General features: G+C 69.9%; 13 protein-coding genes. 6 read left to right on the top strand and 7 right to left on the bottom strand.

Going from position 1 to position 12,597, the window contains the following annotated elements:
• Positions 1 to 144: 144 nt before the first annotated feature.
• The 4 genes from BS75_RS06065 to BS75_RS06050 all read right to left on the bottom strand — a co-directional run bounded on the left by BS75_RS06065 (position 145) and on the right by BS75_RS06050 (position 3,749).
• The gene (locus BS75_RS06065) at positions 145 to 1,272 is read right to left on the bottom strand and encodes a calcium:proton antiporter (protein WP_034087464.1); all 1,128 of its coding nucleotides are present in this window, start codon (positions 1,270 to 1,272) and stop codon (positions 145 to 147) included.
• Positions 1,273 to 1,387: 115 nt separating this feature from the next.
• Positions 1,388 to 2,311, bottom strand: coding sequence for an LLM class F420-dependent oxidoreductase (locus BS75_RS06060; protein ID WP_034087463.1), 924 nt, complete (start codon positions 2,309 to 2,311; stop codon positions 1,388 to 1,390).
• Positions 2,312 to 2,366: 55 nt separating this feature from the next.
• The gene (locus BS75_RS06055; protein WP_034087462.1) at positions 2,367 to 2,825 is read right to left on the bottom strand and encodes a hypothetical protein; all 459 of its coding nucleotides are present in this window, start codon (positions 2,823 to 2,825) and stop codon (positions 2,367 to 2,369) included.
• A 102-nt stretch (positions 2,826 to 2,927) separates the two neighbouring features.
• The gene (locus BS75_RS06050; RefSeq protein WP_034087461.1) at positions 2,928 to 3,749 is read right to left on the bottom strand and encodes an SAM-dependent methyltransferase; all 822 of its coding nucleotides are present in this window, start codon (positions 3,747 to 3,749) and stop codon (positions 2,928 to 2,930) included.
• A gap of 1,789 nt (positions 3,750 to 5,538) precedes the next feature.
• Here BS75_RS06050 and BS75_RS51340 point away from each other — a divergent pair.
• From BS75_RS51340 to BS75_RS46085, 3 genes are all read left to right on the top strand, one after another.
• Positions 5,539 to 5,661 (top strand): hypothetical protein, encoded by a 123-nt coding sequence (locus BS75_RS51340; protein ID WP_267970550.1) that lies wholly within the window; start codon positions 5,539 to 5,541, stop codon positions 5,659 to 5,661.
• Positions 5,662 to 6,148: 487 nt separating this feature from the next.
• Entirely contained in the window at positions 6,149 to 6,922 is a 774-nt protein-coding gene (locus BS75_RS06040; protein ID WP_034087459.1) for a GntR family transcriptional regulator, read from the top strand.
• Positions 6,923 to 6,936: 14 nt separating this feature from the next.
• On the top strand, positions 6,937 to 7,467 hold the full coding sequence (locus BS75_RS46085) for a GNAT family N-acetyltransferase (protein ID WP_081983213.1): 531 nt from the start codon (positions 6,937 to 6,939) through the stop codon (positions 7,465 to 7,467).
• A 199-nt stretch (positions 7,468 to 7,666) separates the two neighbouring features.
• Here the strand turns inward: BS75_RS46085 and BS75_RS51335 are convergent, their stop codons facing one another.
• The 3 genes from BS75_RS51335 to BS75_RS06025 form a co-directional block, all read right to left on the bottom strand.
• The gene (locus BS75_RS51335) at positions 7,667 to 7,888 is read right to left on the bottom strand and encodes a hypothetical protein (RefSeq protein ID WP_034087458.1); all 222 of its coding nucleotides are present in this window, start codon (positions 7,886 to 7,888) and stop codon (positions 7,667 to 7,669) included.
• Positions 7,889 to 7,958: 70 nt separating this feature from the next.
• On the bottom strand, positions 7,959 to 8,795 hold the full coding sequence (locus BS75_RS06030) for a siderophore-interacting protein (RefSeq protein ID WP_034087457.1): 837 nt from the start codon (positions 8,793 to 8,795) through the stop codon (positions 7,959 to 7,961).
• A gap of 185 nt (positions 8,796 to 8,980) precedes the next feature.
• Positions 8,981 to 9,559, bottom strand: a complete 579-nt coding sequence (locus BS75_RS06025; protein ID WP_034087456.1) for a TetR/AcrR family transcriptional regulator — start codon at positions 9,557 to 9,559, stop codon at positions 8,981 to 8,983.
• Between the two features lie 144 nt (positions 9,560 to 9,703).
• Between BS75_RS06025 and BS75_RS06020 the strand changes: the two genes are divergently transcribed.
• The 3 genes from BS75_RS06020 to BS75_RS06010 all read left to right on the top strand — a co-directional run bounded on the left by BS75_RS06020 (position 9,704) and on the right by BS75_RS06010 (position 12,582).
• Entirely contained in the window at positions 9,704 to 10,675 is a 972-nt protein-coding gene (locus tag BS75_RS06020) for a quinone oxidoreductase family protein (protein ID WP_034087455.1), read from the top strand.
• Positions 10,676 to 10,846: 171 nt separating this feature from the next.
• On the top strand, positions 10,847 to 11,458 hold the full coding sequence (locus BS75_RS06015; RefSeq protein ID WP_034087454.1) for a type 1 glutamine amidotransferase family protein: 612 nt from the start codon (positions 10,847 to 10,849) through the stop codon (positions 11,456 to 11,458).
• A gap of 80 nt (positions 11,459 to 11,538) precedes the next feature.
• Entirely contained in the window at positions 11,539 to 12,582 is a 1,044-nt protein-coding gene (locus BS75_RS06010; RefSeq protein WP_034087453.1) for a S66 family peptidase, read from the top strand.
• Positions 12,583 to 12,597 lie beyond the last annotated feature (15 nt).

The following is a 12,597-nucleotide window of genomic DNA, read 5'->3' as shown; positions in this document are numbered from 1 at the left end:
GGCCTCACTCTTTCTGACGGCGGATCTGTTCGGAGGTGGTTCAGGGCCTCGGTGCTTCAGAGCCTCGGAGCTTCAGGGCTTCGGTGCTTCAAGGCTTCGGTGCTTCAAAGACTTGGTGCTTCAGGGCTTCAGGGCTTCAGGGCCTCAGGGCTTGATGGCGAGGAAGAGGAAGGCGGCGAGCAGCACGATGTGGATGCCGCCCTGCAGCCGGGTCGCCCGGCCCGGCACCACCGTCAGCGTGCTGACCAGCACGGTCAGTGTGAGCAGGACCAGCTGGGTCGGGCCGAGGCCGAGCACCAACCGCCCCTTCAGCCAGATCGAGGCGACCGCGATGGCGGGGATGGTCAGTCCGATGCTGGCCATCGCCGAGCCGTAGCCGAGGTTGAGGCTGATCTGGACCCGCTGCCGCTGGGCGGCCCGGACGGCGGCCAGTGTCTCCGGCGCGAGCACCAGCAGCGCGATCACCACGCCGACGAAGGAGGGCGGGAAGCCGACGGCGTGCACCGCGGACTCGATGGAGTGGGATTCGACCTTGGCCAGCCCGACCACGTCCACCAGGGCGACCAGCAGCAGACCCAGACTGAGCAGCGCCGCCTTGGCCGTCGGCGGCAGGGAGTGGTCGCCGGCGTCGGCGGCCCGGCTCCCGACGTCCTCGGTGGTGGGCGCGCTCGGCGGGACGACCGGGAGGAAGAAGTCGCGGTGGCGTCCGGTCTGGGTCAGTACGAACAGCAGGTAGAGGGCGATCGAGGCGATCGCGGCGAAGGTCAGCTGGGTGGGGGAGAACTCGGGCCCCGGGGCGCCGGTGGTGAAGGTGGGCAGTACCAGGCTGAGCGCGCTCAGGGTGGCCACGGTGGCCAGGGCCGCGCCGGTGCCCTCGGGGTTGAACAGGGTGACGCCGAAGCGCAGTGCGCCGACCAGCAGGGAGATTCCGACGATCCCATTGGTGGTGATCATCACCGCGGCGAAGACCGTGTCCCGGGCGAGCGTGGAGGTGTCGGAGGCGCCACTGATCATCAGCGTGACGATCAGCGCCACCTCGATCACGGTGACCGCGATCGCCAGCACCAGCGATCCGAACGGCTCGCCCACCCGGTGGGCGACCACCTCCGCATGGTGCACGGCGGCCAGGGTCGCCCCGGCCAGGACCACGGCCAGCACCACCGCCACGGCCGTGCCGATGTGGTGACCCCAGCTCAGCAGCAGGACCACCAGCGCGACCAGCGGTGTGAGCAGCGTCCATGACAGCAGCCGGGAGCGGAGGGTGTCGGACATGCGCTAACAGTGACATATCGGACATCGGTTTCCGCTGATTCCACGCCCGCGCCCGGCGGAGGCCTTCGCTCCGGCCGCCGACGGGAACGCCGGAGGCCGGAGAGAGGGTCCGGGCTCAGCCCAGCTGCGGGCGGACGCGCTCGGCGATCAGCTCCAGGTGGTCCAGGTCGGCCAGGTCCAGCAGCTGGAGGTAGATCCGCTCCGAGCCGGCCGCCGCATAGGCGGCGATCTTCTCGGCGGCCTCGTCCGGCGTCCCGGCGATCCCGTTCTGCTTCAGCTCCTCGACCTCCCGGCCGATCGCCGCCGCCCGGCGCGCCACCTCGGCGTCGTCCTTGCCGACGCAGACCACCAGGGCGTTCGAGTAGACCAGCTCCTCGGGCTTGCGCCCGGCCGCCGCGACCGCCGCCCGCACCCGCTCGATGTGGGTCCGGGTGTCCTCGGGCGACTGGAAGGGCACGTTGAACTCGTTCGCGAAACGCGCCGCCAGGGCCGGCGTGCGGCTCGGGCCGCTGCCGCCGACCAGCACCGGGATGTGCCCCTGCGGCGAGGCCGGCAGCGCGGGGGTGTCCTTCAGGGTGTAGTAGCTGCCCTCGAAGTCGAAGGTCCCACCGGGCGGCGTGGCCCACAGTCCGGTGACGATCGCGAGCTGCTCCTCCAGCCGGCCGAACTTCGCCTGCGGGAAGGGGATGCCGAAGGCCCGGTGCTCCGCCTCGTACCAGCCCGCGCCGATCCCCAGCTCGACCCGGCCGCCGGACATCTGGTCGACCTGTGCGACCTGCAGCGCCAGCACACCGGGCAGCCGGAAGGTGGCCGCGGTCATCAGCGTGCCGAGCCGGATCCGGGAGGTCTCCCGGGCGATCCCGGCCAGGGTGATCCAGGCGTCGGTCGGGCCGGGCAGCCCGTCCGCGTCGCCCATCTTCAGGTAGTGGTCGGACCGGAAGAACGCGCTGTACTCCAGGTCTTCGGCGGCCTTGGCCACTCGCAGCAGCGTGTCGTAGCTGGCCCCTTGCTGGGGCTCGGTGAAGATGCGGAGATCCATACCCGCCATCCTGCCACCGGCGACGGCCGCGTCAGCGGTTCAGCGCCTGATCGGCTCAGTGGCCGAGCGTCGACCCCGGGCGCACGATCATGATGATCGTCACGGCGACCCAGAGCAGGTTGAAGATGCCGGTGAACATCGCCAGCTGCTTGCTGGCCTTGACCGTCGCCTCGCCCCCGTCCCCGCTCATCAGCGCGGTCTGACGGGGCAGCACCAGCGCGCCGAGGACACCTGCCGCGATCATCGTCAGCACGATCGAGACGATCACCCAGGTCTGGCCGGTCACCTTCATCACCCCGGCCGCCGCGAAGCCGAACATCGGCACCGCCACGGCCACCAGCGCGTAGATCTTGCAGATTCGGTTGAGTACCCCGAGCGTCGCCACCGAGTCCCCCTCGCCGGGCGCGGCCAGCGCGCGCCGCGCGACCGGGGGGAACATGCTCGCCGCCACGGCCACCGGGCCGATGGCGATGATCGCCGCGATGATGTGCAGGGCCAAGAAGAGCTTCGTCACGCGGCCGAGTCTAGGCAGCCCGTTCCGGATGCCCACGACCGGGTCCCGGTTGCTCCGGAGTACGGTCGTGCTGCCCCCGGGAGCGGGCTCACGGCCGCGGGCTCACGGCTTCCGGCCGACGCCCGCGTACATCCAGCGGGTCGAGCCCTGGTCGGGCCGCTCCGGCCGCCACAGCGGGACGAAGGTGACCCCGGGCTCCAGCAGGTCCCAGCCGGTGAAGAAGGACTCGACCTCGGCCCGGCCCCGGATGCGGATGCCGGAATCGGTGTTGTCCCAGGTGCGGACCACCTCGGCGGCGCGCTTCGGATTGCCCTCCGCCGTGCTGTGCGACAGCAGCAGGTGGCTCCCCGGAGCCGCCCACTCGGTGACCCGCTCCACCGCGCTGCGGGCGGCTTCGTCGCTCACGAAGTGCAGCACCGCGAGCATCAGCACCGCGACCGGCTCCGACGGATCGATGAGCCCGCGCAGCGCCTCCCCGGCCAGGATGCCCTCGATGTCGCGCAGGTCGCCGGTGAGGACGGTGGTGCTCCGGTTGTCGGCCAACAGCGCCCGACCGTGGGCCAGCACGATCGGATCGTTGTCGATGTAGACGACCCGGGCCCCGGGATCGGTCGCCTGGGCGATCTCGTGGACGTTCCCCCGGGTCGGCAGCCCCGAGCCGATGTCGATGAACTGGCGGATCCCGGCCTCGGAGCACAGCCGGACGGCCCGGCGCAGGAAGGCCCGGTTCTCCCGGGCGGCCTGCGGAATGTCTGCGGCTGCGGCGATGGCGCTCTCAGCCGCGGCCCGGTCCGCCGGATAGTTGTCCTTGCCCCCGAGCCAGTAGTCGTAGATCCGCGCCGGGTGCGGGATGTCGATCCGCAGGTCAGTCGGCTCCGGACCGCTGCCGTCCGGTCCCCCCGCCCACCTGTTGTCCAGTGTCATGGGGGCAGCGTAGGCCAACTGCCGTCCCCGAAACGCAAATGTGTACGAACATCCGGGTCGGCCCGGGCGCGGCCCGACCGATGGGATCACCGGGTTGCCGCGCCCCGCAGCGCGGTGAGCCGTGCGGCAAGTGGGGGCTGATCGAGCGCTGTCTCACGGGTCGCTGCCTGGATCGCCCGGACGGGTTCCGGCCGACGTACTCCTGGACCTCCCCGCCGGCGAAGCCGCATTGCTGGTCGAGCAACTGCTCATCCACCAGCGCCGTGGGGGCGGCCCCGCTGCGCACATCAGCCCACCAGGGCACGACCACGCCCACCGAGCCCCATGCCAGCGGCAGTTGGGAGCGGCAGGGCCCGGCCGTATGGGTCTCGACATGATCGCCGGCCAGAGCTCGGCACATCGTCAATGCCCGTCCGTGTGCATGCGTCCGCCAGGTCAGTCAGGCCGTTGATCCGATTAGGTGCGCTTCAGTAAATCTGGGTGGGTCTGGTTGGTCACTGCCTGCCTGGCTGGCTCAATGGTGCGGAGCTCTGAATCCGGGACGCGACAACACCCAGCAGGGCGTGCCTGTCCACCGCCATGACGGGAGCCCCTGAACGTGTCGCCCATCGTTCTGCGCAGTCAGGCTGTCCTGACGGCGGCTCTCGTCACCGGTTCGCTACTGCTGCCACTGGTGCCCGCCCACGCTGATCCCAGCAACATGACCTTCTCTCAGCCCTATGTGCCGGTCATCACCCCTGGGGAGATCGGACAGGTCACCATCGTGCTCACCAATGGCAGCGGCTTCGCGGCCGTTTCCTCGTACCAGTTCACGGCGCCCGAGCAGACCACTTTCACCGAGGCCCGCTACTACTCCAACGGCAGCCCGGGGGCCTTTCCCTGCACGCTGTCCAGCGACAAGAAGACGCTCAACTGCACCGGCAGCGGCAGCACCGGTTACTCGGCCAACACCCGGTCACGCGTCAGCATCAACGTCAAGGTAGACAGCGACGCCCCCCAGGGCACGACCCTCGACGGTGGCCAATGGGCGATCACCAGCGGCTACACGAACTCCCCCGCATACTTCGCCGTGGCCACCCCAGTGACCGGCCCGAAGGGCGACACCGGAGCCCGTGGTCCGGCCGGAGCCAAGGGCGAAACCGGGGCTACCGGTGCTGAGGGCCCGAAGGGCCCAGCCGGAGCGAAGGGCGAACCCGGAGCCGAAGGCCCGAAGGGCGCGACTGGCTCGGCCGGTGCGAAGGGTGACCCCGGAGCTGAAGGCCCGAAGGGCATCGCCGGGCCCAAGGGCGAGACGGGAGCTGAAGGACCTGCTGGCCCGAAGGGTGCGAGGGGAGACACGGGAGCTGAGGGTCCGAAGGGTCCCGCCGGACCGGAAGGATCTGTGGGGCCGAAGGGCGAAACCGGGGCCGAAGGCCCGAAGGGCCCCGCCGGCGCCAAGGGTGAGCCTGGCGCTGAGGGTGCGCGGGGCACTGCCGGACCCAAGGGGGAGAGCGGAGCCACAGGTCCAAGGGCGAAACCGGACCGGCCGGACCCAAGGGCCCCGCCGGCGCCACGGGCAAGAGCGCCTATGACGAGGCTGTGGAGACCGGGGCTATCAAGGTGGACCACAGCAAGTCCCGTGAGGAGAACATCAAGGAATGGCTTGAGTCTCAGAAGGGGGCTCTTGGTCATCCTCACCAGGCACTTTCGATACACGCCCTAACCAGCTCAAGATCCAAGCCCTCTCGCTACTCGGAGCCCACAAGGGCGAGTGGCTGCCTACTTGTGTGCGGCGCGCAGGTGACGCCGCATGAGTACCCGTACATCGGCAGCCCTTGACGCATTTCCGGTGATCGCCGCCAAGGTCGCCGCCATGCCGGCGCACACCCCACACCCGGGCACCGCCACCGGAGCCGGCGGCGGGAACCCGTAGTCAAACGAGTCCGAGAACCACGGCGGCTGATGCAAGTTGCTGCGGGTCGGCACCCGCGCCTCACTCACAGCCCAGTCCGCGAACGCCTGTTGACCTCGGCCACGCGAGCACTCAACTCGACTGCCCGATCAACCGCCTCCAAGTTCTCGGGCATGGCGTCCCACTCGCAGCCGCCACCCTGGGGGCGTACCTGGACAAGGTCGCCAAGGAAGTCCACCACTTCACCCACCCGACCATGTCGGGTGTCCCGCACGAGCGTTCCCAGCGCTAAGCGGGTGTCATCCGTAGCCATGCTGCTCCTTCCGTTGAAGCAGGTGTCCCACGGCCGACCTCCTCTCCGAGGGGGATGCACGGCCGTACTGGCTTGAGCCAGTATCCCTACTGGCTCAAGCCAGTAGAGTGGCTCGGGCCAGTTGGTGTCAACCCCCGTCCGAGCTACTGGCTCAAGCCAGGCAATAGACTGATCAGAGCCGCCCAGGAGGAAGCCATGTCGGAAGGATCCGAGGACAAGAGGCCCCGGAGTCAGCAAATCGCTGCAGCGCTGCGCGAGGCCATCGAGAGTGGAATCTACCCACCTGGAATGCGGCTGCCATCGCAGCGCGATCTTGCTCAGCAGTACAGCGTTGCGCGTAATACCGTGGATGAAGCCCTGAAGACCCTGGGTCAACAGGGACTCATCACGTCCGAGTGGGGACGAGGCGTTTTCGTCCGAGAGAAGAAGTCGCTGTTTCGTCTCGGTAGCGACAGATACTCGCCGAAGTTCCGCGAACTTGGCCTCTCACCCTTTCTGCTGGAATGTGCGAAGCAGGGAAAGGCGGGGAGGTTCGAAGTGCTCAGTATCGAGCGCATGAAACCCGACCTGGAGATTTCCGGACTTCTCGGAGTTTCGGCCAAGACGAAGTCGGTACTGCGTCGTGAGAACGTATTCTATGCGGATGATGATCCGGTCTACCGCGTGACAACTTGGATCCCATGGCGTCTCGCCGAGGGAACAGGACTGCTCGAAGAGGAGGTTCCACATCCGTTCGGGATCCATGGAATCTTCGAGGGCAAGGGCCACGTGATGGCCCGCAGCAACGATGATGTATCGGCCAGAATGCCGACGCCTGAAGAAGTTGACTACCTGCAACTTCAGCGCGGAGTTCCCGTCATCGAGGTGCTGCACAGCAGTATTGACCAGGATGGAAAGGTCTACGAGGTCACGCGATTCGTGATGCGTGCCGATATGAACGCCCTTCGCTACAACTCTCCTGTTGAGTAGAGATGGACAGTCTCATGAGCCAGGAAAACCAACCTTCCGTACTCATTCGGCCTCGCCGCGAAAGCGACATTTCCGCAGCCGCAGCGGGTCTCGTTCGGGTTTATGCATCGGATGGCTATCCGGTAGAAGGTGTGAGTCATCCGGAATCATGGCTCACGCCTGCGGGAATGATTGAATCCTGGGTCGCCGAAATATCGGGCGTCTTTGTCGGACATGTGCTGATCAGTCGTCCGATGGGAGAAGAAGCCGTATCACTATGGCTTGATCAGTCGCATGATGCCGAGGAAAGGGTGGCAGTCCTGGCTCGGCTATTCGTGCTGCCTGAGGCGCGTCAGAGGTCCGTCGGTGAGAAACTCATGGGCGAGGCCGTTTCCTATGCAAATCGCCATGGAATCCGCCTTGTGCTGGATGTTCTACTCAAAGATGCCGCTGCCGTGCGCCTCTATGAACGTGTCGGCTGGAAGAGGATTGGCAGTGCAAGTCATTCCTTCGGAGCGGCTCAAGAGGCTGCAGCTCTGTGCTTCGTGTCGCCCGTGGATTCCTAGTCGCATGAATGCCTCCGGCGGGGGCGCTTCAGCGCCGGGAGCGGGCGACCGTGCCCGCGCACGCCCCTCTGGTGGTGGCTGAGGAGGGGCTGTCGTCCCGTCTGCCATCGGCCCAGGCAGAGCCGAGCGGGACCGAACGCCGTAGCGATCGTCGCCGCCCGCAACCACAACTCCACCTCACGCGCGGACGGCTCCCCGCTCACTGCCACCCACCCGGCACCGCGTTCACGTAGGAGCGCTGGCGATCGGCTCCGCCCTCGCGGGCCTGATCGGCCAGCTCGCCGCCGTCCACACCGCCCTGTGGGTCGGCGGCGCCTTCATGGCCACGGCCTTCCTGCCGGTCTTCCTCTCCCCGGTCCGCACCCGGCGCGAACTGCCGCAGCAGGTTGGACAGTCCGCGACCGGGGTAGCGGTCGAACACGCTCGCTGAGGCGCTGCGGGCATCAGCCGGCACCGCACCGCACCGGGCCGCGGCCGTGGTCAGCGGGGCGTCACTGCTCCTGCTCCTGCTCGACGCTGCGGTTCCAGTCCCGCTTCGAGGACTGCCAGCCGTCCTCGTCGTGTCCGGTCCGCCAGTAGCCGGAGATGGACAGCTGGTCCAGTGGAATGCGGTGCTCCACCCGCAGCAGGCGGCGCAGTTCCTTGACGAAGCCGGCCTCGCCGTGCACGAACGCCTCCGGGGAGCCGGCGGGGAAGTCGAACTCGGAGACGGCGCGCACCAGTGCCTGTCCGACCCTCTCCTCGCCGCGGTGCAGCCAGGTGATTTCGGCGTCGGCCGGGGTGAGCAGCTTCTGCTCCTCCTCGGGGCCGCTCACTTCGATGAACACGTGGGCGGCGGACCCCTTGGGCAGCGACTCCAGGCAGGAGGCGATGGCCGGCAGTGCGCTCTCGTCGCCTGCCAGCAGGTACCAGTCCGCGTCGGGCGTCGGGGTGTAGCCGCCGCCGGGGCCGCCGAAGTAGAGGACGTCGCCGGGCTTGGCGGCGGCGGCCCAGGGGCCCGCCACGCCTTCGTCGCCGTGGTGGACGAAGTCCACCGTCAGCTCGCCGGTGTCCGCGTCCCACTGCCGCACGGTGTAGGTGCGGGATATCGGCCACTGCTCACGGGGCAGTTCGGCGCGGATCCGGGCCGGGTCGAAGGGTTCCGGATAGGCCACTCCCTCGTGCGGGAACTGGAGCTTGATGTAGTGGTCGGAGAAGACCCCGGCGCTGAAGGCCGCGAGGCCCTCGCCGCCGAGGACGATCCGGATCATGTGCGGGGTGAGCCACTCGACCCGCACGACCCTGCCGTGGTGGGTCTGCTGCGGTCGGCGCTGCGGACGGCTTTCCATGGATGGCTCCCTGAAGGCTGCGGATCGGTGGGTCGGTGGGTCGTCTCCCGCTGACCGTCTTCGCCGGTCAGCGAGGTTGAACGGGGTCGAGGGGGCCGATCGGTTCGAGCCGTGCGGTCCCCGTGGCTACGGTACGGGTCCGCATCCGGAAGGCGACAACGAGGATGGCCACGACGGAGCCGGGTTCAGCGCCGGGTCTCCGCCGCGCTCAGGTCCAGGCGGGCGAGCAGGGCGCGCAGCACGGCACGGCCCTCCGGGTCGAGGGTGCCGCGCGCCTGCTCGACCAGGGTCAGCTCGGCGGACATGGCGACCACCAGCCGCGCGGCCGAGGCGGCATCGGTCCAGCCCATGGCCAGCAGATCGGGCTCGGCGTGGACGGCGAAGGGCGCGGTCCGGGCGGCGACCTCGCCGGAGACGGTCGGGTCGTTCCGGGCCTCCAGCAGCATCGCCTTGACGCCGCGATGGCGGAGGCAGCCGTCGAGGTAGGCCTCGATGCCGCGGGTCAGCCGCTCGCTGCCGGGCGGGAGGTCGGCCATCGCCTCGGCCACGGCGGTGAGGACCAGTTCGTGGAAGCGCTGGTGCAGGGCGTTCAGAAACGCGCCCCGGTCGGGGAAGTGGACGTAGAAGGTGCCCTTGGCCACGCCGGCGGCGGTGACCACGCGGTTCACGCTCATCGCGGCCAGGCCGTGCTGCTCGGCGATGTCGAGGCCGGCGCTCAGCAGCGCCTCGCGGGTTTCCAGGGCAGAGGCGGCGCGCGAGGTCATGGACGGAGTCTACGGCCAGCAGGGCTGGCGGCGGCGCGCTTCGTCCTACTAGAGTGACCGACCAGTCGGTCAGTGAAATGGCCGACGGCGCGCCCGGACGTCGGATGTCCGGGCCGACGCAGCGACCGAGGGGACAGGACCACCATGCAGGCAGCGATCGTCAAGCAGTTGGGACAGGCGCCGAGTCCAGGGGAGCGGCCGGAGCCGCAGCCCACGCCGGGCCGGACCCTGGTCAGGGTCACCGCGGCGTCGATCAACCCGGTCGACCTCCACATCTCTTCCGGCACCCACCCGGCCGGGCCGCCCCCGCTGGGGCACGTCCCCGGCGTCGAGGGCGTCGGCACGGTCGTCGCCGGCGGCAGCCTGCCGGCCGGGACGCGGGTGCGGGTCGCGGTCCTCGGCGGCTACCAGGACGGCACCTTCGCGGAGCTGGTCTCGGCGCCGGACGCCGCCTGCGTCCCGCTCCCGGACGGCCTGGACGACGGGCTGGCCGCCGCTGTCGGCATCGTCGGCGTCAGCGCGCTGATCGCGCTCCGGGACGAGGCCGGGCTGCGGCCCGGCGAGTCGGTGCTGGTGCTGGGCGCCACCGGGGGATTCGGCCAGGCCCTGGTCCACCTCGCCCGGGAGCTCGGCGCCGGGCGGGTGGTCGCGGCCGGCCGGACCCCGGCCCGGCTCGCGGCGCTGGCCGACCGGACCGACGGCACCCTGCTGCTGGAGCCGGACGCCGCGGCGGAGGAACCGTCCTGGTTCGCGAGCCGGCTGGAGAGGCTCGGCGGACCGGTCGACGTGGTCGTCGACACGCTCTGGGGGGCGTACGCGCCGCTCGCGCTCGCCGCGCTGCGGAGCGGGGGCCGGTATCTGAACCTCGGTCAGACCGCGGGTTCGCCCGCCCCGGTCGACGCCGCGCTGCTGCGCCACGGCGGGCTCCGGCTGAGCGGCTTCAGCGCGGCCGCGCTGCCGCCGGAACGGGTCGTCGACGCCTACCGGGAGGTTGCCGGGATCGCGGCGCGCGGCGCGCTGGACCTGCCGCTGGCGGAGTACCCGCTGGCGGAGGTCGGCGCGGCCTGGGCGGCCCAGGGCGCCTCCCCGGGTGCGAAGATCGTCCTGCGCCCCTGAGACCCCGTCCTTGGGACCGGCGCCCCTGATATTCGGGGCGTCGGTGAGGTCCGGGCCCCGGAGACCTGCGGGCGGTGTCGGCGAGAAGGCCACCGACCGCCGATTGGACCGGGACCCGGGCCGGGGACGCCTGGGAGGCTGAGGTCCTGACGCCAATCCCAGGGAGTTGTGATGATCCAGGTAGCCGTGGTCACCTTCGACGGGTTCAACGAACTCGACAGCTTCATCGCGTCGGCGCTGATCAACCGCTGCCGCAGCCAGGGCCTGGAGGCCCTCATCACGACACCGACGCCGGTGGTCACCTCGATGAACGGGGTCGAGGTGACCGGGCAGCGTCCGATCGGGTTCGTCACCGAGGCCGACGTGGTGCTGATCGGCAGCGGGGTGAAGACCCGTGACGTGGTCGCCGACGACCGGATGCTCGCCATGCTGCCGCTCGACCCCTCGCGCCAGCTGATCGGTTCGCAGTGCTCCGGCGCGCTGGTCCTCGCCCGGCTCGGGCTGCTCGGCACCATGCCCGCCTGCGTGGACGTGACCACCCGCCCCTTTGTCGAGGCCTGCGGTGTCACCGTGCTGGACGCGCCGTTCCACGCCGAGGGCAATATCGCCACGGCGGGCGGCTGCCTGGGCTCGCAGTACCTGGGCGCGTGGGTGATCACCCGCACCCTCGGCGAGGAGGCCGCGCGCGCCGCCGTCGACTACGTCGCCCCGGTCGGTGAGGAGCAGCAGACCGTCGACCGGGTGCTGGGCGCGGTCCGCACCGGCCAGGCCGTGCTGCGCTGACGGGGGCTCTGTCGAGGGGGGCTCTGCTGACGGGAGAAATGCGCTGGTCCGGTGAGGGAGCGGGTTCGTAGGATCGGCGGATGACGACACCGGTGTATCCGCCGAAGCCCCGGCCCGGCGACAAGGTCGCGATCCTCTCCCCGTCGGCCGGGCTGCCCGGGATCTTCCCGCTGCCGTACGAGCTGGGGCTGGAGCGGCTGCGGGAGGAGTTCGGACTGGTTCCGGTCGAGTACCCGACCACCCGGGCGATGGGTTCGACGCCGCGGCAGCGTGCCGCCGACCTCCACGCCGCATTCGCCGATCCGGAGATCAAGGCCGTGATCGCAACTATCGGCGGCGACGACCAGATCACCGTACTGCCCCATCTGGACCGGGAGTTGATCCGCGCCAACCCCAAGCCGCTGTTCGGGTACAGCGACAACACCAACCTGCTGCTCTTCCTGCGCAACCTCGGGATCGTCAGCTACCACGGCGGCTCGGTGATGGTGCAGCTGGGCCGGCCGGGGGCGCTCCACCCGCTGACCGCGCAGTCGCTGCGGGCCGCGCTGCTCGGCTCGGGCGAGTACGAGCTGCGGCCGTCGGCGGAGGTCGGCGACGTCACCGGTCGCTGGGAGGCGCCGGAGACCTTCGCGGCCGAGCCGCCGATGGCGGCCGGCGAGGGCTGGATCTGGCACAACGCCGACCGAGTGGTCGAGGGGCGCGGCTGGGGCGGCTGCCTGGAGATCCTGGCCTGGATGCTGATGGCCGACCGGGAGATCCGGCCGGTCGAGGAGTACGCGGGACAGGTGCTCTATCTGGAGACCTCCGAGGAGATGCCGGGCGCCGAGGAGGTCTACCGGATCCTGCGCAATATGGGCGAGCGCGGGCTGCTGCGGCAGTTCCCGGCCGTGCTGGTGGGTCGGGCCAAGAGCTGGAGCTTCGAGCAGCCGCTGCAGCCCTCGGCCGCGGGCGACTACCGCAAGGCCCAACGCGAGTCCGTGCTCCGGGCGTTGGGCGAGTACGCGCCGCAGGCCCTGGCGGTGTTCGACGTCGACCTCGGGCACACCGACCCGCAGCTGGTGGTTCCCTGCGGCGGCCGGATCCGTGTGGACGGCCCCGCCCGCCGGATCACCGTCGAGTACTGAGAAAGCCAGTGCCCC

Source organism: Streptacidiphilus albus JL83 (assembly GCF_000744705.1).
In the GTDB taxonomy this organism is placed as follows: Bacteria; Actinomycetota; Actinomycetes; order Streptomycetales; family Streptomycetaceae; genus Streptacidiphilus; species Streptacidiphilus albus.
This window is presented reverse-complemented; position numbering and strand designations above follow the sequence as displayed.